27 protein-coding genes and 1 pseudogene are annotated in these 23,214 nt (G+C 41.8%); 8 read left to right on the top strand and 20 right to left on the bottom strand.

Annotated elements, in window-relative coordinates; genetic code table 11:
- Window positions 1–8 precede the first annotated feature (8 nt).
- From PT285_RS08255 to PT285_RS08295, 9 genes are all read right to left on the bottom strand, one after another.
- Window positions 9–533, bottom strand: coding sequence for a pyridoxamine 5'-phosphate oxidase family protein (locus PT285_RS08255; protein ID WP_277149562.1), 525 nt, complete (start codon window positions 531–533; stop codon window positions 9–11).
- A 65-nt stretch (window positions 534–598) separates the two neighbouring features.
- Window positions 599–1,981, bottom strand: a complete 1,383-nt coding sequence (locus PT285_RS08260) for a Xaa-Pro peptidase family protein (RefSeq protein ID WP_277149564.1) — start codon at window positions 1,979–1,981, stop codon at window positions 599–601.
- Between the two features lie 267 nt (window positions 1,982–2,248).
- Complete coding sequence (locus PT285_RS08265) at window positions 2,249–3,013, bottom strand: DeoR/GlpR family DNA-binding transcription regulator (RefSeq protein WP_277149566.1); 765 nt, start codon at window positions 3,011–3,013, stop codon at window positions 2,249–2,251.
- Window positions 3,014–3,236: 223 nt separating this feature from the next.
- A complete protein-coding gene (locus PT285_RS08270) occupies window positions 3,237–4,172 on the bottom strand; it encodes an AAA family ATPase (RefSeq protein WP_277149568.1) in 936 nt (311 codons plus the stop codon).
- Between the two features lie 98 nt (window positions 4,173–4,270).
- The gene (locus PT285_RS08275; RefSeq protein ID WP_277149570.1) at window positions 4,271–4,948 is read right to left on the bottom strand and encodes a 2,3-diphosphoglycerate-dependent phosphoglycerate mutase; all 678 of its coding nucleotides are present in this window, start codon (window positions 4,946–4,948) and stop codon (window positions 4,271–4,273) included.
- Window positions 4,949–4,950: 2 nt separating this feature from the next.
- Window positions 4,951–5,133 (bottom strand): DUF308 domain-containing protein, encoded by a 183-nt coding sequence (locus tag PT285_RS08280; RefSeq protein WP_277149572.1) that lies wholly within the window; start codon window positions 5,131–5,133, stop codon window positions 4,951–4,953.
- Window positions 5,134–5,153: 20 nt separating this feature from the next.
- On the bottom strand, window positions 5,154–6,038 hold the full coding sequence (locus tag PT285_RS08285; protein ID WP_277149574.1) for a cation diffusion facilitator family transporter: 885 nt from the start codon (window positions 6,036–6,038) through the stop codon (window positions 5,154–5,156).
- 51 nt (window positions 6,039–6,089) lie between these two features.
- On the bottom strand, window positions 6,090–6,770 hold the full coding sequence (locus PT285_RS08290) for a histidine phosphatase family protein (RefSeq protein ID WP_277149577.1): 681 nt from the start codon (window positions 6,768–6,770) through the stop codon (window positions 6,090–6,092).
- Window positions 6,771–6,806: 36 nt separating this feature from the next.
- A complete protein-coding gene (locus tag PT285_RS08295; protein ID WP_374211471.1) occupies window positions 6,807–7,568 on the bottom strand; it encodes a sulfite exporter TauE/SafE family protein in 762 nt (253 codons plus the stop codon).
- Window positions 7,569–7,648: 80 nt separating this feature from the next.
- Between PT285_RS08295 and PT285_RS08300 the strand changes: the two genes are divergently transcribed.
- From PT285_RS08300 to PT285_RS08320, 5 genes are all read left to right on the top strand, one after another.
- Window positions 7,649–8,308 carry an HAD family hydrolase gene (locus PT285_RS08300; protein ID WP_277149579.1) on the top strand — a complete coding sequence of 220 codons (660 nt, stop codon included), beginning with the start codon at window positions 7,649–7,651 and terminating at the stop codon, window positions 8,306–8,308.
- 41 nt (window positions 8,309–8,349) lie between these two features.
- Entirely contained in the window at window positions 8,350–8,934 is a 585-nt protein-coding gene (locus tag PT285_RS08305; RefSeq protein WP_277149581.1) for a DJ-1 family glyoxalase III, read from the top strand.
- 347 nt (window positions 8,935–9,281) lie between these two features.
- Entirely contained in the window at window positions 9,282–10,154 is an 873-nt protein-coding gene (locus PT285_RS08310; protein WP_277149583.1) for an ATP-binding cassette domain-containing protein, read from the top strand.
- 4 nt (window positions 10,155–10,158) lie between these two features.
- On the top strand, window positions 10,159–11,634 hold the full coding sequence (locus PT285_RS08315) for a hypothetical protein (RefSeq protein WP_277149585.1): 1,476 nt from the start codon (window positions 10,159–10,161) through the stop codon (window positions 11,632–11,634).
- 145 nt (window positions 11,635–11,779) lie between these two features.
- Complete coding sequence (locus PT285_RS08320; protein WP_277149587.1) at window positions 11,780–11,896, top strand: integrase; 117 nt, start codon at window positions 11,780–11,782, stop codon at window positions 11,894–11,896.
- Between the two features lie 300 nt (window positions 11,897–12,196).
- Here the strand turns inward: PT285_RS08320 and PT285_RS11350 are convergent, their stop codons facing one another.
- The 9 genes and pseudogenes from PT285_RS11350 to PT285_RS08365 all read right to left on the bottom strand — a co-directional run bounded on the left by PT285_RS11350 (window position 12,197) and on the right by PT285_RS08365 (window position 17,454).
- Window positions 12,197–12,283 (bottom strand): putative holin-like toxin, encoded by an 87-nt coding sequence (locus PT285_RS11350; RefSeq protein ID WP_308203027.1) that lies wholly within the window; start codon window positions 12,281–12,283, stop codon window positions 12,197–12,199.
- Window positions 12,284–12,468: 185 nt separating this feature from the next.
- Window positions 12,469–13,056, bottom strand: coding sequence for a histidine phosphatase family protein (locus PT285_RS08330; RefSeq protein ID WP_277149589.1), 588 nt, complete (start codon window positions 13,054–13,056; stop codon window positions 12,469–12,471).
- 15 nt (window positions 13,057–13,071) lie between these two features.
- Window positions 13,072–13,953, bottom strand: a complete 882-nt coding sequence (locus tag PT285_RS08335; protein WP_277149591.1) for an alpha/beta hydrolase — start codon at window positions 13,951–13,953, stop codon at window positions 13,072–13,074.
- Between the two features lie 36 nt (window positions 13,954–13,989).
- The gene (locus tag PT285_RS08340) at window positions 13,990–14,997 is read right to left on the bottom strand and encodes an aldo/keto reductase (protein WP_277149593.1); all 1,008 of its coding nucleotides are present in this window, start codon (window positions 14,995–14,997) and stop codon (window positions 13,990–13,992) included.
- A gap of 1 nt (window position 14,998) precedes the next feature.
- A pseudogene (locus tag PT285_RS08345) lies at window positions 14,999–15,163 on the bottom strand (DapH/DapD/GlmU-related protein); the annotation flags it as partial.
- Window positions 15,124–15,231, bottom strand: a complete 108-nt coding sequence (locus PT285_RS11450; RefSeq protein ID WP_277149595.1) for an NAD(P)H-dependent oxidoreductase — start codon at window positions 15,229–15,231, stop codon at window positions 15,124–15,126. The pseudogene PT285_RS08345 and the gene PT285_RS11450, both read right to left, overlap by 40 nt.
- Before the next feature lie 15 nt (window positions 15,232–15,246).
- Window positions 15,247–15,420, bottom strand: coding sequence for a hypothetical protein (locus PT285_RS11455; protein WP_277149597.1), 174 nt, complete (start codon window positions 15,418–15,420; stop codon window positions 15,247–15,249).
- 13 nt (window positions 15,421–15,433) lie between these two features.
- Window positions 15,434–16,597, bottom strand: coding sequence for a MalY/PatB family protein (locus tag PT285_RS08360; RefSeq protein ID WP_277149599.1), 1,164 nt, complete (start codon window positions 16,595–16,597; stop codon window positions 15,434–15,436).
- 2 nt (window positions 16,598–16,599) lie between these two features.
- Entirely contained in the window at window positions 16,600–17,454 is an 855-nt protein-coding gene (locus PT285_RS08365) for a DUF3737 family protein (RefSeq protein WP_277149600.1), read from the bottom strand.
- 363 nt (window positions 17,455–17,817) lie between these two features.
- Between PT285_RS08365 and PT285_RS08370 the strand changes: the two genes are divergently transcribed.
- The 3 genes from PT285_RS08370 to PT285_RS08380 all read left to right on the top strand — a co-directional run bounded on the left by PT285_RS08370 (window position 17,818) and on the right by PT285_RS08380 (window position 20,602).
- Complete coding sequence (locus PT285_RS08370) at window positions 17,818–18,708, top strand: LysR family transcriptional regulator (RefSeq protein ID WP_277149602.1); 891 nt, start codon at window positions 17,818–17,820, stop codon at window positions 18,706–18,708.
- A gap of 280 nt (window positions 18,709–18,988) precedes the next feature.
- Window positions 18,989–20,056, top strand: coding sequence for an LLM class flavin-dependent oxidoreductase (locus PT285_RS08375; RefSeq protein WP_277149604.1), 1,068 nt, complete (start codon window positions 18,989–18,991; stop codon window positions 20,054–20,056).
- A gap of 99 nt (window positions 20,057–20,155) precedes the next feature.
- Window positions 20,156–20,602, top strand: a complete 447-nt coding sequence (locus PT285_RS08380) for a helix-turn-helix domain-containing protein (protein ID WP_277149606.1) — start codon at window positions 20,156–20,158, stop codon at window positions 20,600–20,602.
- A 119-nt stretch (window positions 20,603–20,721) separates the two neighbouring features.
- Here PT285_RS08380 and PT285_RS08385 read toward each other — a convergent pair whose 3' ends face one another.
- A complete protein-coding gene (locus PT285_RS08385; protein ID WP_277149608.1) occupies window positions 20,722–20,985 on the bottom strand; it encodes a hypothetical protein in 264 nt (87 codons plus the stop codon).
- Window positions 20,986–21,100: 115 nt separating this feature from the next.
- Window positions 21,101–23,095: a translation factor GTPase family protein gene (locus tag PT285_RS08390; protein WP_277149610.1), complete on the bottom strand. Its 1,995-nt coding sequence runs from the start codon at window positions 23,093–23,095 to the stop codon at window positions 21,101–21,103.
- Window positions 23,096–23,214: the final 119 nt, after the last annotated feature.

The following is a 23,214-nucleotide window of genomic DNA, read 5'->3' on the forward strand; positions in this document are numbered from 1 at the left end:
TCAAGTAGTTACATCTTGGGTCTAAAATGATGTTTTGCACTTAAATTCTGAACCGTGAATTTCAATATTTTCACATAGGATAAATCATGGTCTGCGTATTCATTTTCTTGAAAAATTTCATGTGCCTCATGCTTAATCAAAAGACTTAATCCATGGGCTTTTTCCCTAGGATCATCCACTTCTTCTGCCAAGGCGGTTCCGACAACCGACTCATAATTTGTCGTGAAATTATAATCATGCTCTTTTTGTGGTCGCCAAAGATTAGCGTCTGCTTCAAGATTAAAGCCTACGTGCGGATCTTCGCGAATCAAATTCAATTTTCTTCCTGCGGGAGCACCATGAATATAAAATCGTAATACATTATCCACATACTCATAACCATAATCAGTTGTCACAACATAAGGATAAAGACTCCTCTTATCCTTAAGACCCCAGTGAATATAACGTGCAGCCTCGATTATCTTTAAAATTTCTTCCGTATCTAATATCTGATCCTTGGTGCGCCTCATCGGAAATTCTTGTTTAAATGCCATTTTTTTACCTTTCATTATCTTATTTATTCAAATCTGCCAGAGAATTACTGCTGACAGCGGCTAGCCTAATCTTTTCTAAATGCCATTTTATGGTTTAACAAGTAAGGCCGGTAATAAGCGACAATATCGTTTAGCGGCAAAACCTCGTCTGCAATCTTAATATGTAATTCTTCCCGGATAAATTTTTGCCGGCGGCACATCCGCTTCCAAGTGGTTGGGTAGTAATCAGCAAGCTCAGCCCGTAATTGCTTGTCCGCAATTGCCACGCCATCTTCACAGCCGGTACCGCCATAACCAGCAATTGAAGGAATAATATCAACCTGTAACATTTGTCCACTTTTAATTCTAGCAGCCGAACCAGGATAAAATGGTGAAGACAACCATTCTTCGTCCGCAACGAAATGCCCAGGATTTAATTTCCAGTGGTAATCTTTTTTAGGAATTGCACTTTCAATTGCATCGTAAATGTCATTAGCTTTGTTACCAATTCTCATATTTTCCAGCCAAGTAACTACTGCCCCATAATACGGTGCGGCCAGTTTCGAAACGTAGTCTTGCTGACTAGCCGGCAAATCAGTTTGATCGGTTGCAACATACGCTGCGCGGCTGGATAATCCGCCTTTGTAACCAACTGAGGTGGAAAATGGTTCCCCTAACTGAACTGCTTTATTTTCGGGGTAAAAATTGCCATCCGTAAATCGTTCCCCAGCAGCGCAGATTGTGAAGACATTGTTAGGCTGCCCGTCAAGCGCCAGGTTATTTGCCAGTTCCGTTTCTGTTTTTCCTGGGGCCACCGCATTGATTGTCCTTAATACGCCAATTCCGGCTAATGTTGCACCATACTCATAATGAGCAATTTCGTTAGCATTATTAATGGTACGGAGGCCAGACACGGCTGAAATTAACATGTCGGTGCCATTAACTATATTTGCCGGATTTTCACTAATCTTTTTGAGCGCATCAACCAGATAATACGGCACATCATATAAATGGGTGTTGTCTTCACAGGTAGACGTAAAGTTCTTCCAGCCAATCAGTGCTATGCGAGCAGTTGTCTCAATTTGTGCTTGCCGAAATACATTTTCTAACGGCGCCTCATCTTTCATCGGCTGATTAGGCAATGAAAAGAACGGAACATGAATTAATTCTGCCTGAATTCTTGCATGTTCAACCATTTTGGTATTTTCGTTGCCCAGTAAAAGAAAAGCCTTGCCTGTTTTGTGAATGACTAGCATTGCTTCTTCAAACCGGGGAACAAAACCGGTGAAGTATTCGAAGTTCGCACCGTGCTCACGGTCAGCATAAATAACCACCGTGTCCAAATTCCTTTTTTTCATTTGCTGCAGCAGCTTTTCTTTCCGCTGTGTCATAGTTTCTTCTGTCAGTTTTACCGGAACTGCATCTTCTGTCAATTTTGGCATTGGGATTTGTGTTAAATTGATTTTCATAACTAAATTTATGCACCTCTGTTTACATTTCTACTAGTTTTATTTCTTTTCATAACAAATAATAACATTGTATCGCTTACATTGCAACATAAATTAACAAAAAAATTATATTAAAACCTAAAATAACATAAATTAACATAAAATTGTTAAAAAAATGATTTGCAAGTAATAGTCATGAAATTTTAAAATAAAGTTTTTGAAATTTGCCGCAAACAAAAAGCATATTGCTGCTAATATGCTTAATCAATTATTGCTGCATGTATCTTGTTAGACTGTAATAATGCTTGGCGAATTTATTTGCAATTTTTCCGAAAAAAAAGTCGCCATTTCCTGATAATCGGTGATAATGTGCTCAAAATTTGTGGCGTTACTAAATCCATGCAACAGTTTTTTCCCGACTTTACTGTGATCAAAGACCAAACTAGCTGATTTAGTATGCTCAACCACCATTTTTTTGGTCAACGCATCATCTGCCGAATGAACGCTGATTGTGCCATCTTGAGCAACCCCATCTGTTCCCATAAAGCAGTAATCAAAGTACAAGTTAGTAATATATTCTGTTGCTTCAATTCCTAAGAAACCATCCGACATGGAACGGTATTTTCCCGGAATGACATGCAAATCGAGATCCTTAACCTTGGCAAAATAATTAACGACCGATAATGAGTTGGTATAAAAAGTGCAGTCCTTTTTCGCTAACAATTCCAAAGAAACAGCCAAAGCGGTAGTGCCTGCTCCAATAAAGATCGAACTGCCATCTGCAACATTCTGGACAGCAGCTTTGGCGATCCGCTGTTTCTCGTTAACAAATAGATCTTGTTTAACGACAATCGGGTATTCCAAGACATTGCTGTCCTTATACATTGCACCGCCGTGAAACGGTTCGGCAATACCAAGAGCTTCCAGTTTTTTCAGATCTCTGCCAATCGTCATTTTGGAAACGCCGAATTTTTTCACTAATTCATTTGTAGAAATGCTGCCTTTGATTCTTAAAATTTCTGCAATATACTTCTGCCGCTGCTTTTGATTCACTTAAATAACCTCTATATTATAAAAAATGGCCACACATAATGGTCGTTATAATTTATTATGGAATTAAAGCCGTTTATTTCCATATACCAAGACTCTATCTTTTGCAAACTTAGTTACAGTTTAAAACAGCATAAAATTAAAGTAAATAAACATAAAATAAAAAAGGACCTTCACCTACCGAATAACAGAAAACAGTCCTTATTTAAAACTCAATCTTCACTTTTTACCAGATGTGCAGCAGCCGGTCCGACTGCAGCTTGCTCAAATTAAACTGGTGCACATGCTGCGACTCGCTTTCCGGAAATTCACGAACAAAATCCGTCACATTATACAGCCCCGTCGAATACGTCCAAACACCCTTGACCTTTTTAATCGGGTCCAGCATTTCATTTCTAACCGGATACGCTGAAATCAAAAAATGTTTGTGGTGAAATTTAAAGACGAAAAAGGGTAGGCGAAAATCGCGAACGACTTCCTCCTTGGTTTTACCAATCGTAACCACATTGCGGTAAGTACCGTACCTTGCAGTAAATTCGTCATTAAACGAAAAATAAAAATTCGCAATATTAACGTGGGGAAACTGCCGCTCCTCAACCTTATCCGGCACCGCAATCACATGGCCAAAATGATCCAGGTTGCTTTCCCGCTGCGAAAGCGCATGAACCATTTGGTTAGGTGAAATTACCCGCGCCCAATAAGGCACCTCCGGGTGCTCACGATAAGAGTAGTACATCTGCTCAATTACCTCCGGCCTAACCCAGTCATACTGCATCCGCACTTCATTTCTGTTTAACAGGCTATTCAATGTTTTACGATACATTAAATCGACCACAAACACCTCGTAACGATAGCGCTCAGCCAGCGGGTGAAAATGTTCAATTGATTCCGGCGCAATATGTGTGCCGTCAACAATCACCGTTTCTCCGTGCGCCATCTTATGTTCAACCAGTTGGTCCACTATTTGCTCTGTCTGCGCCGAAACGTGACGCGGAATTACTTGATGTAAGTAATCGGTATCTTCATCATAATAAACTGTTAAATCCGCCAATAGTAACCTGATTTGATCACGCATAATTGCGTATGGCTGTAAGTGATGACGGATAATGAAGGATGATTTACCGGAGCCAGGTGCACCTCGCAGTAAAAATATTTTACGCATTACCTATACTCCAAACTAAGAATTTAAAAAATTTATATCCAATAAATTTTACCATACATTAACGTATTTCCTTAGTTTGAAAGAGCTTAATCAAAAATCTATTTTAAAATTTGTTTGTCCACAATTCGCAGCTGACTATCCATTGTATACACAATCGGCTCAGCATTGGGCACTTCCAGCTTGATAATGTCTTGATCATTAATTTCTTCCAGCTTCTTAATCAGGGCTCGCAGACTTGATCCGTGCGCCACAATCAACTGGTCCTCACCCCTTAATAAATGTGTGGTCACATGCGCGTGGTAATACGGCAAGACTCGCTGCTGGGTTTGGTAAAGGCTCTCAGCCTGCGGCACAAAGCGGGGATCACACCGGCGGTAGCGCCGGTTGGTCAGCGGCTTGTCCGGCTTTGGCGGAATCGCATAAAAACCGCGCCGCCATTCCAGCACCTGGTCGGCACCGTAAATTTTCCGCGACAAATCCTTGTTCAGGCCGCGCAATTTACCATAATTGCGTTCGTTCAGGCGCCAGGTCTTCGTCAGCGGCAGGTACAAAAAATTGCACACATCCGCGACAATGTTGGCCGTAATAATGGCTCGCGACAGTACAGAGGTATGAATATGCGTGGGGAGAAAATCAGGAATCTGCTTAACTAAATTACCGGCTCTCTGCGCCTGCTCCTTGCCCGCAGCAGTCAGGGGCACGTCATTCCAGCCGGTATAAGTATTGCTGGCATTTGCGGCACTCTGCCCGTGCCGCAGCAAAACAAGCTTGACCATGACTACACCAAATTCATTATTATTAAAACAATGCCGCCGATTGTAAAAATCACACCAAGAATCATAAAGGCCCAAATTCCCTGCTTGTTATTGGGCTGCCTGCGTCTGTTAAAGGCATAGGCCATGTCATACAAACCAACAATCAAGACGATGATTGCCGTAAAAATATTTGTTTCAATTTTCATTTTTTCTCCCCAAATTCACATTATTGGTCTGATACAATCATATCATCATTTTTGCCGCGTTCGCATTCCACCTGAAAATTAATGTGGTTGACGCCGAGCTGCTCCTGCAGCTGCTTGCCAATTTTTTGGGTTAACTGTTCAAATTCACCAGCTGTCAGGTTCGGAGCGACATTCACGTGGGCATCCAGCATGATATAGTTATCGCTGTAGCGCCATACATGCACGTGGTGGATATTTTTAATTTCCGGAAAAGCCAACACGATTTGGTTCACGCGTTCCAGATCGATATCTGGATTGGATTCCATCAGAACGTTGGCCGCCTTGCTGGTAATCTCCCAGGCCTCATGCAGGACAAAGACGGAAACCAGCATCGTTAACAGCGGATCAAGCCAGGAAACATGGTAAAAGTAAATGAAGATGGCTCCGGCAACGACCGCGACACTGGAGAGGGCATCACTGAGCATGTGGACAAAGGTTGAACGGACATTCAGGCTTTCCTTCGCATCGCTGTGCATCGCCAGCATGGAAACGAAATTGGCGGCTAGCCCGATGGCCGAAACCACCAGCATGATGCCGCCCTTGATTTCTTCCGGCTGCCAAAAACGGCCGATGGCCTCAAAAAACAAGAACACGCTGATAATAATCAAAATAATGCCGTTGGTAAAAGCCGCTAAGGTTTCTGCCCGCTCATAGCCGAAGGTTTTATTCTTGTCACGCTTGCGGCCGCTGATCAGATGGGCCACAAAGGACAGGATGATTGCGCCGACATCGCTCAGATTATGAACGGCATCCGACAGCAGCGCTAATGAACCGGAAACCGCACCGCCGATAAATTCGGCGATCGTAATAATCACATTCAAAGCAGTCACATATGCATAACGTTTAGTCGTCTGGTCTTTTTTCATTTGAATTCCTGCTTTCCTCGATAAAAAAAGTCCCACTTTTTTAGTAGGACATCACAGACTTGCTGCGTTGACATTATAATCAACAATTTCAAACTTGCCATCATCGGACAGAATCCCGCGACTGACACTGCCATTGTCTGGAAATTCAATATCGTGAACCCCGTCGCTTTGATCCCAGTACTTGATTCCCAGCGTCTTGATAAAATCACCGTGGGAAACCAGCAGTACCCGCTTCTCGTTGCGGGTCACAGCATGCAGCGCCTTGACGGCCTGCCCCATTCTGGCATCGAGCTGAGCGGTATCCTCCGCCAAGTGGCGCGGATCCGCCTTCTTGGTTGCTTTACGAAAATTATCAATCCCGATAGTATTAATAATTTTAGTGACATCATCTTCGTTTTTGATTCCGGCAGCAAGTGCCACTTGCGCCCATGTCTCATTAATGTCATCGCCTTCGAATGAACCAAAAAAGACTTCCCGAAACTCCGGCAGTTTTTTAATCTTGCCAATTTGGGATACCTGATTGGCATTTTTCATCAGATTTACCGTGTCGATGGCCCGTTTCAGATCGGAAGAATACATGTTGTCAAAATGCACTTTACTGAGTGCCACCGCTGTTTTTTTCAAATCATTTATTCCCTTGGTCGTCAGCGGTGAATCACACCAACCCTGAACCTTATTCAGTGTATTAAACATGGTTTCACCGTGCCGTACCAAATAAACTTCTGTTTGCAAAATGCATTCCCCTTTCTTTTTATAATTGTATCAAACTCACTGCAAATATGCTTGCCAAAAGAAGTAGCTGGCCTGACAAAAAGCCAGACAGGCAATAAAGATTCTGACCGCCTTGGCCGGAACGTGGCGCAGGATACCCATCCCTAAGTAGCCGCCGATAAACATCCCGACAGCCAGCGGAATTACCTGCAGCCAATAAATGTGGGAGGTAAAGATAAACACAATCAGGGCAACCAGATTGGCGAGGCCGCAGATTACGTTCTTAATGGCATTAACCACGATGAATTTTTCATCGGTGATATAGGTCAATAAAACCAGAACAATCACGCCGCCGGCAGCGCCAAAATAACCGCTGTAAATTCCCATGACGAGAAGCGCCGCGATATAAAAAATTTGTTGCCAAAGCGGCTTTTTGTGCGGCTCTAAGCTATGATGTTTGCTGGAAGCAAGAACCATGATTCCCGAACCCGCAATAAAAAACGGCACCAATTTTTCAAACACTTTGGCCGGAAAAGATAACAGCAATAGGCAGCCGATTAGGGAGCCAACAACCGTAAACAATGAGTAAAAACCGACCTGCTTCCAGTGGCCCTTAAGCTCTTTGGTCGACGAAATTGTCGAACCGATGCTGGTCCAAATCAGGGCCGCATCGTTGGTCACATTAGCGTAAACCGGCGGAATTCCCACCGCCAGCAGCACCGGGTACGAGGCAAGCGACGCCATTGACGCAACCGATGACAGCAGACCGCCGGCAACACCCCCAAACAAGATAAAAATAATTTCCCCAAGTGACAGCATTCCGTTACTCCCCTTTTTTAAAATAATCTTATCTATTATAATGCAAGTGGGAAGTAAAGATAAAGAAGGTTATTACAATAATGACGAGATTTACGACATTAATTTTTATTCCAGAGGGAAGCATCCTAAACGAAAAGGCAGCGCTGCAAAATGCCCTGCGGCAGACGCTAAAGGAATACGGGCATGATTTTGGCCCGGGGGAACGGCTGAAATACACCGACCTGCAGAAGCAGTTAAAATTACTTAGCGAAGACGAACAAATAAGCTTGCTGCTGCAAACCTTTTTGCCAGCCAAATTTGACAATGCAAGAACAATTTTTATGAAAAAAATGCAGCAACAGAAGCAGTTGATCAAGGGCGCGGCCGAATTTTTGGACACCGTGCATGGGCAACTGCAGTTAATTCTGCTTGCTAAAGAAAAAAGGGCGCAAATTGTACCACGGTTAGCAGACAGCGAGCTGCTGACCTATTTTGCTAAAAGTTACTTCCGTGATAATTTCACCGTTTCATTGCCCAATAAAAATATTTTTTACCAAATTTTGCAGGATAATACAGACATTGATCCAGATACCACAATGGTTATCGGCACCAGTCTGGCCGAAGAAATTCAGGGCGCGGAAAATGCTAACCTCAAATCGCTTTGGCTGGCACCGAAAAAGGATAAGATTCCAATCACTCCGCACCCAACATTGCATTTGACCAAATTGAGTGATTTATTGTTTTATCTTGACCTAGATTAAGCATTATAATAAAGATAAAAAGATTAAGAAAGGAAATTATTATGACAAAAATTGCTGTTGTATTTGCTGACGGCTGTGAAGAAGTTGAAGGCCTCAGCATCATTGATGTTTTTCGCCGGCTGGGTATCCAAGCTGACATGGTGGGCTTGACCAGCAAACAGGTTAACGGTGACCACAATATCCAATTAACCTGTGACAAGACCGTAGACGACAGCCTATTGGACTATGACGTTGTTGCTTTTCCGGGCGGGAAAACTGGTGCGGAAAACCTGCGTGACAATCAGAAATTACGTGATTTGATGGTGCAGCGCCAGGAAAAAGGCAAATGGGATGCAGCCATGTGTGCAGCCCCAATTGCGTTAGCACGCTACGGCGTTTTAGATAATGCCGATTATACCTGCTACCCTGGTTTCGACGAGCAAACCAAAAAAGATGCTCAAAATGGGAATTTTCAGGAAACAATTGCGGTCGTTGATAAGGACAAAAAGGTAATCACCAGCCGAGGCCCGGCAACCGCGTGGGCATTTGCCTACCAGATTGCCGAGGCTTTGGAAATTGATACCAAGGCCCTTAAGCAAGGGATGCTTTACAATTACCTAGCAGACAATATTCAAGACAGCCTGTAGTTAAACACGAAAAAAGTAAAAAATCTCTCTTCAAAGTAAAAAATTGAAGAGAGATTTTTGTTACAATTTATCATCTTCATTTTTTATATCATACCAGCAGTTTACAGCTTTTCTGCCTTAAGTTTTTAATTTTTACCTGCTGCTGCCAATAAAAAAACTGTTCGTCAAGTCCGGTTGATGAGAAATAATATTTAATTTGAAATACTTTAGGCAATTGCGCTTGCTTAATTCATGCACTCAAATTCTTTGAAAATGAAAAACAGCAGTCACAGAAGCTGTAAACTGCTGATATAAATATTAAAAGGTAGTATAATGTTTTTATATAGTTTATAAAAGGAAAGTATGTTATGCAATTAAAAGTAGTTAATTTATCATTGAGTCTGAATTCAAACTTAATCTTGAATAACTTGAATTTTACAATAAAATCTGGTGGATTGATTGGACTAATTGGTCCTAATGGTGCTGGTAAGTCAACTTTACTTAAAGTTATTGCCACTATTATTAAACCAGGTAGTGGAAAGATTATGCTTGATGGTGTAAACATTGTTAAGGAGCCGAAAAAAATGCGGCAACTAATTGGTTATATGCCGCAAAAAGTTCCATTTTATTCTCACTTAACAGCAATGGAATATTTACAATATATTGCAGCATTGAAGAATCTACCACAAAAAGAGAGTGTAACTCAGATTGATTCTTTGTTGACAAAATTTCAGTTGTCAAACGTAGGTAGAAAAAAATTAGCAAATTTTTCTGGAGGTATGATTCAGAGAGTTGGGCTGATAGCCGCTCTTTTGGGTGATCCAAAAATCATTGTAGTTGATGAACCAACCGCTGGTCTTGATCCGATTGAGCGTGTGATTCTTCGGAATACTTTGGCTGAACTTGCTGTAAAGCGAATAGTTTTATTATCAACTCATATTATTTCTGATATTGAAGCAATTGCTAATGATTTAATTATTTTACAATCAGGAACGATTAAATACCAAGGAACTGCGTCAGGTTTGATTGCAAAAGCACAAAATTTAGTTTGGGAATATGTTCTGCCTAGTGGAACAAACATCAGTAACTTAACAAATGTAAGCTCACTTATTCAAGGTTCTGATGGCCTTCATGTGCGTGTTATTCAAAAAAATACTCCTAACAGTGCTGCTAAATTGGTTGTTCCTAGTTTAGAAGATGCAAGTTTAGCTTTGATTGAAAGTTGTGATCAGAGTGCTTAGAATTATGCAGGCTGATTCTAAAGAACGAATGCGGCGTTGGAGTTACTGGATATTAGTGCTGCTAGCTCTGTTTATGGGTGTGATCGGTTCGCCTAATCGTAATAGCAGTTTTAGTGTATTTACGATTGATCCTAAAATTTATCAACAAGCAAGTAATCCAACTTGGATTCCAATCAGTGTTTGCTTGGTTTTGGGGTTATTTTTACCGATAATTGAATACATTTATTTAAAAAATACGCTCACAGTTGACCAAGAAAACGGTGCAGCAGAACTAATGTCTTCTATTCAATTCTCTAAGATTAAATATATTTTAGGCAAATTATTATCTGCATGCACATTAATGTTTAGTTTGCTTATATTTATTATAATTGGCTCTTTTGCAATGATTTTAATACGTTTCCCGGGGCAGAGCCTTAGCTGGCAACAATTCTTAATGCCATTTTTACTAATGATTCCTGGAATAGTTTTGATTGCCATCTTAGCGATCTTTAGTGAAACTGTTTCTTTTTTACGCGGGACTTTAGGAACAATTTTAATTAGTGTCTTAATATTAATAAGTTATATTTGGGGAACGACCGATCCGACTAATTTTATTGCTAGAATTGGTAATTTTTCTGGTAATGTTTACCTAATAGAAACAATACGTAAAGCCTGTATTGCTGCAAGTGGCAAATCTTTTGGCAGTTTAGGTGTGTTATCAAGCACGATAAAAAATACGGGAACTAGAGATTTGATTTTTCCAGCAATTTCACTTTCAAAACAAAATGTAGCAGTATTCGGTTGGCAGATAATATTTTTTCTAATATTCTTTCTAATGACTGTAATATTTTTTGCGCCGCATCGTTGTCAAAGTAAAGTTAAAAAGTCAGCTGCTTCTTATAAGAAAGCAAAACAGCCAGTTTCAAATAAAGCAATCAGACCTTTCCCACTATTAAAATTATCTTTTATTAATTTATGGCGGCCAATGTCTTATTGGGTTAAATTGGGAATATTGATTTTGTGGTTGATCGCGCTAGGTTCTGATCGACAAACATGTGTACAATTTTTATTACCATTAATTTTGCTAGTAGCATTGCCATTCTTGAGCAATATAGGTGTTCAGGGGCAAAAAATGGGAATGAATGTGTGGCTAAAGACTATTAATAACGGTCGTAGAAAGCAAGCACTTTTCGAATGTTTAGCCGGATTTTTTAGTACGTTGCTCTTGCTATTTCCAATTATTATTAAATCTGGGAAAGGAGCATTTTTGTTAGTAAGCTTTACGTTTTTTCTAGTATTGTTTGCATGGCTTTTGGGAAAAATGACTGGAGACAATCGGTTGTTTGTCTTTTTTATGGTTATTTTTTGGTTTATTTATCTAAATGGTGCAACTTTATTTTTACCGATTATGGGTAGGAGCATTTCGCTAGTAGAATCAATTTATTTCGTGGTAGCACTAGGACTAGTTTGTTTACAAGGAATTTTGTTAAAAGATAAATAGAATATAAAGCTAAGTTATATTTTCGAGAATTACAATATTAAATTGAACACTTTTTAAGCAGAAACTTGGTAAATCCGATCAAGTTCTCGGTCGAATAGCTCTTCTGGAGTATGGTAAGCGAGAATTTTTCCCTAAGGGCAAGACAATGTCAAAGGTGACTGATGAATATGTAAAACGGGCACAAAATGCCTTGAATAACAAATATCGGAGAATTCTCGGATATCAAACAGCAAAGGAAGTATTTACGGCAGAGATAGCCTGACAGAAAAAAGTTGGTGCAGATTTCGCTACGCTCCATCTGCACCAACTAGCAACAAAAACATATTATTCAGTTTAGTCTTTAATCCAGGTGTTGCACTTGATTTGACAATTCAGCAAATTGACTTTCTTACTTGTTTTTAAAACAATATGCTATAATATTGATGTAAAGAAAAGAAGCCATGTTATTAGCATGACTTCTTGGCGTAGAACCGCCGCAAAAGGGCGGTCAACTACCAGTTATAATATAACGATTAAATCGTCCTGTAACTGTGCAAGTTATCATCAGGACGGTTTTTTGTGCTTACTTATGCTTGTCGATATATGTCAACAAAGCAGTGATAAACGTGCCAAACAGCAACATCAAAGATATTGCTTCGAACACACTCACAAGTGACTGCCTTTCTAGTAAGAGGTTGGAATATGACTCCAAATGAGTTCATAAGCCTCAGCTCCTTTCAAACGATAGTCAACCGCCCTTTATTAACTTTTCTACGCTAACTAAATTATACCAGAAATTTAAAAACCATTCAGACAGAAATCTGAATGGTTATTTTGTAATGCTACTAATAATTGCTACAGTTCCTTAACATTGATTGCTTCAATAAAGGTAAATTTCCCTGCATCATAAGCAAATTTTAGAATGCAGCAATTGTGGAAATTTTTAACCCGTTTCTTAATTTCGGCATACGGCAGCCATTTTTGCAGAAACATGAAGCAGGCACCGCCATGGCTGACGGCAAGAACCCGTTGATGATCCGGCCTGTCCATAATTTTAGTCAGCGTCTTATTCATCCGCTCCTGCACCTGCAGGTCTGATTCACCGCCAAACTGCAGGAAAAAATCACCATAAGAATGACGGCTGCTGTCGTCATGAGGATTCAGTTGCTCACTCTGACCCTCAAACACGCCAAAATTCCATTCTTTTAATCCTTTCAGCCGTTCGTAAGGTTGACTTGTAATGTTTTCCAGCGTATCACACGCCCGCTCCTGCGTTGAAGAATAGGCGTGATCAAATGTGATATCCTGTTGTTTAAAATAACGGCCTACCTCTTGGGCATCGGCGATCCCTTGAGCCGTCAACGGCGAATCCGAAGCTCCCTGAATCCGATGCAGTTGATTAAATAAAGTTTGGCTATGCCGCATTAAGTACAGTTCCTTCATTAAATTTTTCTCCTTTTACCACAAAAAGTTCCCGATTAACCGGTCAACCCGAGGATTTTCGTGCAGCTTGCTGTGCTGGCCGTTTGCGCCCTTAATCTCAACTTCACGGTAGCTCCGTGCGCGGCCGCGCACCAGATAAGCCAACGAGCGTGCCGAAACAACACTGACATCCCCGTCCGAATTGGTACCGTCTTCCTTATTGCCAAAAATATTCAGGATTGCAACCCCGCGGGGATAATTTTTCCTGTTCTTCAGCAAGTATTTATAAGACTTATTCAAATACTTGGGCCGGCCATCCGCCAAAATTTTGTTGCGGTTAGGCTGATCATCCATGCCGATAATCCCGTCAAAATGTCCACCCAAATCTACCTGTTTTTGCAGCCGCGGTAAATTCTTCCTGCTGCCATATTTCATTTGGTAAAAAATCGTGGTCAGGTTACCCATCGAGTGTGCAACAATATTGTAACGCCGAATACGATATTTCTTCTGCAACAACACGATTAAATTGTAAAACCATTCCCGTGTCTGGTAGTAATCGCCGTTTTTATTGTCCTGCATCACAACCTGAATCAACGGCCGCTTAACATTGGCCGCCCAAGCACCTTTCAGCCTGACCCGGCCATCTCGCAGAATCGTTGCAGTCAGCACTTTCTGAGCACCATTATGTTTTTCTGCATAAGCAATCATACTGTTGGTTGACCTGGCACTCGCACCCCAGCCGTGAAGATAGAGTGTTGGCACGACGGTCCCACGGTTTTCAACCTTACCAACATCAGCCTTAGAATCGACCTGATAAGTCTGCTTTTCTTGCCGCAAGAAGCAAAAGGCACCAGCTGCAAGCAGCAGGCAAAAAACACCAATAATTAACGTAACAATTGTTTTCCTTTTTTTAGTCATTTGCCTGTACCTCCGCTATTTGCCTAACTTAGCATGCTATTTCAGATCTTCATCTAGCAGCATCACACCTTCCGCCGGATTGTGGTCAATTGCCCCAACAATTTTGTGCGGCAGATACGGCTCTTCCAGGTAGGCAATATCTTCATCTGTTAATTTAACATCTAATGCTGCCGCCGCGCTATCAAAATGACTGGCCTTGGTGGCCCCAATTATCGGCGCCGTCACACCCTTGGCCCACTGCCAGGCCAGCGCAATTTGCGACATCTGCACACCATATTTTTCCGCCAATTCGTTAACCCGCTTGGTAATCTGCAGGTCATACTTTTTCGTATGATCGTACTTGCCGCGGGCAACGCGGTCAGTCCTGCTGCGCAAGGTATTGGCATCCCAGTTAGGCCGAGCCAGCCGCCCCGCAGCTAGTGGGCTGTAGGGCATCAGCGACACCCCCATCTGTTTACAAATCGGAATTAATTCATGCTCATCTTCGCGGTAGAGCAAGTTATAGTGATTTTCCATTGCCGAAAACTGGGTCCAGCCGTGATCACGCGCAGCCAGCTGCATATTATAAAATTGGTAGCCGTACATGGCAGAAGCACCAATTGCCCGAACTTTGCCAATTTTAACCAAATGATCAAGTGCCGCCATCGTTTCCTCGATTGGCGTGTCATAGTCAAAGCGGTGAATCAGGTAGAGATCAAGGTAATCAGTCCCCAGCCGCGTCAACGTGCCGTCAATTTCCCGGTTGATAGCTTCTTTCGACAGGCGCCCCGGATTAAAATAAACCTTTGACGAAATCACTACTTTGTCTCTTGATGTGTGATTTTTAATTGCCTTGCCCAGGTATTCCTCGCTCGTTCCGGCTGAATAGCCGTTGGCCGTATCAAAAAAGTTGATTCCCAGATCCAAGGCGTGACCGATGACCCGGTCACTGGCCGCTTCATCCAGCGTCCAATCATGCATGCTCCCGGCCTTGCCAAAACTCATACAGCCGACACAGACTTTTGACACCTTGATATCAGTTTTACCTAAATTTGCGTATTTCATTTTATTCTCCTTTGCTCGACTTAATTGGCCGAATAAACTTGGCAGGAACACCGGCAACAACCGTATTGGTCGCCACATCCTTGGTGACAACGGCACCTGCACCGACGATGGCGTTTTCGCCAATTGTCACTCCCGGCAAAATAATCGCGCCGCTGCCCAGCCATGCTCCAAAACATCATCTTCCCATTTTTTCAGCAATGGTGGGCAGCTATACCAATAAAACGGAAACTGCAAGACAATTCGGTCGGCTCATTCAAGCAAGGCCTGTTCTTTGGCAACATCAATCTGCCAATCGGGATAATGAGCATACTCATCCCGCACTTTCAACTGTGAACCAGAATACTTTTTAAGTTCATTCATTAAACAAGCGTTGACTTTAGAAACAGCTAAGTTAGGATGAAACACTTCTACTAAAATTTTCATTGTAAATCCCCTACTATAATTTATCCGGATTTAAAACCTGCTTTAAGCGATTCAATCCATCTAATAACATCTGACTTGGGCAGGCATAATTCAGCCGCAAAAAATATTTGCCATTGCCGCGGTACACCGTTCCCGGAGCTAAAATCAGACCGGTTTTAGCTCTGATAATTTCCGCAAGTTCCGCAGAATTTTGCGTCCAGTGCGACACATCAAGCCACATCAAATAGGTGGCGCGGCCAGAAGAAATTTTTAATTCTGGAATATTGTCCTTAATAAAATTAACCGCCAATAGCCAATTTGCTTTCAGCTGCTGCTGCAATGCGGCAATCCAATCTTTGCCATCACGATAGGCGGCAATTGTTCCCGGAACCGACAGAATATTAGGTTCCGCTAGTTCATCGTTATTTAGACCGCGGTTAATCTGATTGCGCAAGTTTTCATCCGGCACAATCACCGTCGCAGCATGTAAGGCGGCGACATTAAAGGCTTTACTTGGTGAAACCAGCGTTACAATTTGCTCATTCCCACTTTTAACCAAAGAAAAAAGTGGCGTATATATTGTCTTGCCCCATGCCAAATCACCATGAATTTCATCGCTAACCAGTTTGACATGATAAGTCGTACACAAGTTTAAAATCTTACGCAATTCATCTCTTGTCCAAACTTTACCGACCGGATTATGCGGATTGCACAGAATCATCATTGTCGTCAGCGGTTCCGCAAGTTTTTCTTCCAAATCATGCCAGTCAATGCGATAAGAATTGCCATCATAAGCCAAGTCGCTGCTCAATGTGTGCCGGCCATTATTTTCGATCGAATGGAAAAAGATATCATAAACCGGTGCCTGCACCAAAATATTGTCGCCAATATTTGTCGCCCAGCGAACAAGTGATGACAGCGCTGGAATAACGCCGTTTGCGTAAAGCAGCCATTCCCGCTTTATTTGGGCGTGGTGCTGCGTTTGGTACCAATTGATAACCGCTTGGTAATAATCCTCAGGGATATTCTCATAGCCAAATACCCCAAGATTAACTTTTGCTTGCATCGCCGTCACAATTTCGGGAGCAGCCCGAAAGTCCATGTCTGCAAGCGACATTGGCAATTCATTTTTTCCCACATCCCACTTAGCGGAATTTGTATTTCTGCGTGAAACTATTGTTGTAAAATCATAATTCATAATTATTTTCGCTCTCCAATTTTGGCAATTATTTCAGTCGCAGTGGGATCAACTTTTGTTTTATCCAAAATCAGCAAATTGATTTTTGGCGCCTTAATCTGCCCACTAAGCGGATTTTTGACGCTGGAGATTGTTGTTGTAACCTCCGCATCAATGTCTGAGCAGTACTCAAACGACAAGTCTGTTTGTAATAACCGGCAATTGTGCAAAACTAAATGATCGATGTAACATAAATCCTGATAGCCAGAAATTGTACAATTGATTAACGTTAGATTTTTCGTATTCCAGCCTAAATATTCGCCATTGATCACCGAGTCATAGATCGTAACGTTTTGACAGTTCCAAAAGGCATCTTTAGACAGCAGCACCGAATCGTGAATTTCTACATCGCTCGCACCATCAAAGGCATAATTGCCAACGATTTTTAAATGGTCTGCCTTCAACTTGCTGCTGTTCATGCCAAAATAATCACCAGTAGCTTGCACATTCGTTAACTTAACCTCGTGACAATTCCAAAAAGTTTCTTGCGCATCAGCAAAATCAACATTGTTTAAAGTAATCTTTTGACAGCGCCGAAAAAGCTTTGGTGCCTGCAATGTGCAATCCTGCATCCGCAAGTTTTTAGCATACCAAATGCCCGAGCGGGCCATTTTTTCTAAGATAGTATTCTTGACAGAAACATTGTCTGTGTACCAAAGCGGGTACTTATATTGAAAAATAACTCCGTCTAAAATAAGGTTCTTGCTTTCTTTCAGCGGTGATTCACCGATGCCAAAAGTGGTATTGATAAACTTGGCGTCTGCGGTGGCAAACATTGGCCGTTCACCGGAATAATGTTTTTCTTGATATATTTTCATTTTAACCTCTAGAATTAAACTATAATACTTGCTATGATAACTGTGTTTCTTGCTGACAAAAGATAAAATATCTCCATGAAACTATGCTACTTTCATTTATAATTTTTTTATTTGATATGACAAAATCATTTTACGACCTCAACCTAACTTTAGGTCAAGAAGAAAATAAAAAGATTTTAGGCGCAAATTTATGAAAGAAAATCATTCAATAAGTGAAATTGCCATTAAGTTTGATTTATCCGTTTCCACTCTCAGATATTATGAGCAAGCAGTGGCAAGAGGCACAGAAAAACAGACTGAATGCAGACAGAGCAGCTAACTACTAAAATAGTTTCTTACAAACAAAAGATAAGGTGAACACCATTGGAATTTAGAGTATTACGCTATTTTTTAACGATCGCAAACGAACGCAACATTTCGCGTGCAGCGGCCAAATTGCACGTTTCACAGCCAACCATTTCCCGCCAAATCCACGAGCTGGAACAAGAATTAGGTGTGACCCTTTTTACCCGCAGCACACGGACAATTAAGCTGACCGCTGACGGGGAATACCTGGCAAACCAGGCACGGCAACTGCTGACACTTGCCGACAAGACCGTGGACAATATCGGTAAAACCAGCGAAATAAGCGGCAGTGTGTTTATTGGCTGCTCGGAAGCGCCGATGATCAGCAGCATTGCCGCGGCAATCAAGCAGTTAAATGCCGTTGCTCCCAAGGTAACCGTTAACCTCTACAGCTGTGACGCCACCGAGGTTAAATACAAAATTCAGAACGGTGTCTTTGATTTTGGCTTTGTCCTCGAACCCTTTGATAAAGTTGATTACAACTTTTTAATGCTGCCGGGAGCTACCAGATGGGGGATCTTGACTAGGCGTGATTCAGCCCTCGCTCAAAAGACAACGATTAAAGTTAACGATTTGATCGGCCAACCCGTGATCATGCCGCAGCGGCACAACAGCCGCAATTTATTAACTGATTGGTTTGGCAGCAACAATTTTTCCTTCCACATTGTTGCCACCTATAATCTGCTCAATAACGCTGCGGTGCTGGCCAAATGCGGTGTCGGTCATGTGCTCTGTTTAGATAAAATTGTCAATACTCAGAACACAGACTTAAAATTTATTCCATTGGAGCCAAGTTTAATCATTCATTCAACGCTCATTTGGCCGACAACAGCACTCTTGTCACAAGCAGCCAAAGCTTTTCTGCACCAGCTGAAAAAGCTTTTACCACCAGATAAACAAACCTTATAATTTGTTTTTCCTTTCTCAATTATCATATGTTGCTCAGACGATAATGTCTAATACCTAAATTGCAATGCTTACTATGCTTAAAAGGCATAAAAAATATTCTCCTGTTAAGTCAGAAGAATATTTTTTACTTGACCAACCCGCTGGTAACCTAGTGGGATTCTGTTTTTTATTGAAATTATTTTTGTTAACAGTCAGCACGGAAATTTGACTTGTTTTTCCTAACATAGTATCTTTTAAAAAGATTGTTCTTACAAAAAGTAAGTAATATGGAGGAAAAATTATGCAAACTAATAATGATAAGTTGATTTTTGGCGTTGATTCTTTCGGTGACGTTCTCGATAATCCGGAAACTAACCAACCGGAAAACTATGAAGCTGCCCTCGAGCAAATTGTTAAAGAAGCAAAACTGGCCGATGATTTGGGAATTGATGTCATCGCTCTTGGTGAACACCACCGGCCGGAATACGCTATTTCCAGCCCAGAAATGGTCCTGGCAGCAATCGCGACCGTCACTAAAAAGATCAAGCTAAGTACAGGCGTGACGGTTTTAAGTTCTGACGATCCCGTCCGGGTTTACGAGCGTTTTGCCACGCTTGATAATCTATCCCACGGCCGTGCCCAGATCATGCTGGGGCGCGGTTCGTTCGCCGAATCTTTTCCGTTATTCGGCTATGACCTAGACAACTACAACGAATTATTTGAAGAAAAAGTCGCGCTTTTTAACAAACTGTTAGAAGGCGGCCCCGTTACCTGGAAAAGTAAATTTACGCAAAATCTCAAGAATGTCGAACTCTACCCTAAAATCAACGGGCACAAATTAGAGACTTATATTGGGGTCGGCGGCACCCCCGAATCAATCTTGCGGGCAGCTTACTACGGCTTCCCCGTCATTTTGGCAATCATTGGAGGTGACCCTGTACGCTTTAAACCATTGGTTGAACTTTACCAAAAAGCCGCCGCCAAATACGACAATCCGCAATACCCGCTAGGAATGCATTCACACGGCGTGATTGCTGAAAGCGATGAAAAAGCTTACGCGGTTGGCTGGAAATATTTGCGCAGATCGATGGATCGCATCGGTGCTGACCGGGGCTGGCCGCCAATGACCAAGGAACGCTTTGATTACGAAATTAAGGAAGGCTCATACTACATCGGTACCCCAGAACATGTTGCCCATAAGATTGCCGCTAAAATCACTAAGTTAGGTGTTAAACGATTTGACTTCATTTACGGCGCCGGTGGCCAATACACCACGATGCGGGAACAATCTCTGCGTCTTTATGGTAAAAAAGTAGTGCCAATGGTCAAAGACCTGATTAAATCAGGCCAATACCAATTTGCTAATTAAAATGCAACTGCTGGTTACCCCGTTTTTAACCGGCGGTTTGTAGAAGGCAACCGCTAGTTACGCTATAATACCTGTATTAATTATAAGAGGTAGATAGGTATGGATACATTAAACGAGCGCATCAGAAACTTGCGCCTGAAGAAAAATTGGTCACAGGAAGAATTAGCTGAAAAAATGGACGTCTCACGACAATCCGTTTCTAAATGGGAAAATGGCGACGCCCAGCCGGATTTAGACAAAGTTGTCCAATTAGGCAAGCTATTCAACGTTTCCCTCGATACTCTCCTTGCTGGTAAGGATAACGAACAAGAGGACACAAAAAGTGTGAATAACGAACAAGCTTCATTTTATTTAGACGAGCAATTGCGTGAGCTCAGAAAAATTTATGGAATAGCAGAGACCGCCATTTACATAGTTGGTTCACTAATTTATCCCCCACTATGGGCAACCCTTTGGGTAATTTACATTGTGGGCGGCTTGGCTTACGAAATTAATAAATTTTATCTGATCAATAAGGCCCAGAAGGGCTCTTCACGCAAGTCTTAAACTTAATTTCTCCGCCTTGTTTTCAAAGTCACAGAAAAGATGCTCAATATAGCTGTTCTCATTACTTTATGTGCATTAATTAAGTTGGTGGTTCAGACTAATTGAGCTCTTTTTTTATATTATTTTTCATTCTTATGGTGCAGATGTTCACGTAAATCCAAAAAATCGCTGACGCCCATGTAAATCACTAAAATAATAAAAGTTACTACAATCGTTTTGGCGAATAATTCAAAGTTGCACATAACAGCCCAAATTAAAAAGCAAACAAAAATCGCAGCTAACGATAAAATAAAACTATAAATTTTATGAGTCTTTGCCAACGCTGCATAGCGTTTATCATCATTTAAATTACGGAAATTATCTTTAATCACTTTTTTAGCCATTTTCAAGTTGCACTTCACTTTTAAAATTAGAAATATTTTATCACAAAAATAATTAAGGCAAGGGTAATAACTAATATTAATTTAAAATTTAGGAGCTGAGGTTAACCATTAAAAATCAAAGCCCACTTTCATATGCCGGGTAACCGCCATTTTTATACTTTTTTTGATATGGAACGTGCGCCCATTTGGCAACCTCATCCCACGGAATGCGGGTAGCAATCTCATTGGGACAAAAGACCGAATCGGGAGTGTTAGCCAAATCATGCGTTGGCACATAATTTGCTGCCGCAATAATTTCTGCAGCATTTTGACAAGGATAGTAATAATCAAACACGCATTCAAGCTGTCCTTTGCCATGTGTATAGTCGCGAACCTTTTGCGCATAATTCTGCATTTGAGCAACTGGTGCCGTGCCCGTGAGTGTCTGCACCTGGCCATTAGCAGTCATTTCAGGTGTATCGATCTTACCGTGCATCTGCTCAATATCATTAATATCATTGAATGCATGCCCCACCTGATCTTGATCCACGGTTAGCTTAAACCTGTACCAGGGTTCAAGCAGCTGACATTGGTCTTTCGCCCGCAACAGCATCAGTCCTTGCCGCACCGCCCGCCAAGTTGCTTTGCGAAAATCGCCGCCTTGAGTGTGTTTATAGTTATAATGACCGCTGATTAAGGTGATTTTCATATCAGTAAGCGGGGCACCGATTAAAACGCCTAGGTGCTCTTTATTTTTAAGGTCACTCATCACCTGCTTTTGCCAATTCGGTGCTAATACTTCATCAGGGCATTCATCTGCAAATACCAGTCCGCTGCCTGCAGGCAAAGGTTGCAAAATAAGGTGCGTTTCCGCATAATGCCGTAACGGCTCAAAGTGGCCCACGCCTTCAACCGCGGCAGTGACGGTTTCTTTATACAAAATTTTACCCTTACCAAAAGCCAGGTCTAAATTGAAGCGCTCAAGCAAGAGCTGCTGTAAAACTTCCAGCTGCACTTCACCCATGATGCGAACCTGAATTTCCTGCTCATGCTCCGACCAGGAAACATGCAATTCACGATCTTCATCTTGAATTTCCTGCAGGGCGGCAAGACATTTCAGCGGATCATAATCCTTTGTATCAACAACATAATTTAACACAGGCTCAATTACCGGCTTCTGTCCATCTGGCTGCATCCCTAATCCCTGACCAGGATACGTTTCTTTCATTCCCGGGATTGTACAGATCTGACCCGCGGCAACTTCCTGTATCGCCTGGCGCTTTTCACCCTGATAAACGTAGATTTCATTAATTTTTTCCTGCTTCAGTAGCGTTTGTTTGGGCTTCAGCGTGCCGCTCATTACCCTCAGCCACGTTAAGCGTTCACCCTTGGGGTTATGCGAAATTTTAAAAACTCGACCGCCAAATTCACTCGTTTTTGCTTTGTAGCCTACCGTCCATCTTGCCAAACCCGCAAGAAATTCGTTTATGCCGGCTAATTTAAGGCCGGAGCCAAAATATACCGGAAAAATTTTTCGTTGCTGAATCATTTTCTGAATAACTGCATCGGCTAACTTTCCATTTTCAAGGTAATCGGATAAAACCGTCTCCTCCTGGAGTGCGATTTCCTCAAGGGTCGCAGGAGAAAGCTGCCCATTCTTTTCTGTAAAAGGAATTAATTCAGCAGCGAGGGTTTTTTGCTCCTGCTTCAGCAGTTCATTCTGCCCCAAATTTACCGCATCCATCTTATTCACAAAGACAAAAGTTGGTACATGGTATTTTTCAAGCAAGTCCCACAAGATTTTCGTGTAAGCCTGAATTCCGGCGGTTCCCGAAATCACCAAAATAGCGTAATCAAGCACCTGCAGCACCTGCTCGGTTTGGCTAGCAAAGTCCACGTGCCCCGGAGTATCAAGCAAGGTTATTTGCAAATCCTGATAAGTTAATTCTGCTTGATGGGCAAAAATGGTAATGCCACGCTTCTTTTCCAAGGCTTCTGTATCCAAAAATGCATCCCCGTTGTCAACGCGACCCAATTTTCGTAAAACACCACTTTGATAAAGCAATGCCTCAGACAGCGTGGTTTTACCCGCATCTACATTTGCTAAAACCCCTACAACTATTTGCTTCAACCAGAACAGTCCTTTCACAAAATCCGTTTAAATTTTTCTCTAAAGTTTATTCTACTCCAATTGTAATTTTATCTTTAGGCCAGAAAAATAAAAAAACTAGCACCGATAAAATATCGGGA

Origin of the sequence: Lactobacillus sp. ESL0791, from assembly GCF_029433255.1 — a bacterium.
In the GTDB taxonomy this organism is placed as follows: domain Bacteria; phylum Bacillota; class Bacilli; order Lactobacillales; family Lactobacillaceae; genus Lactobacillus.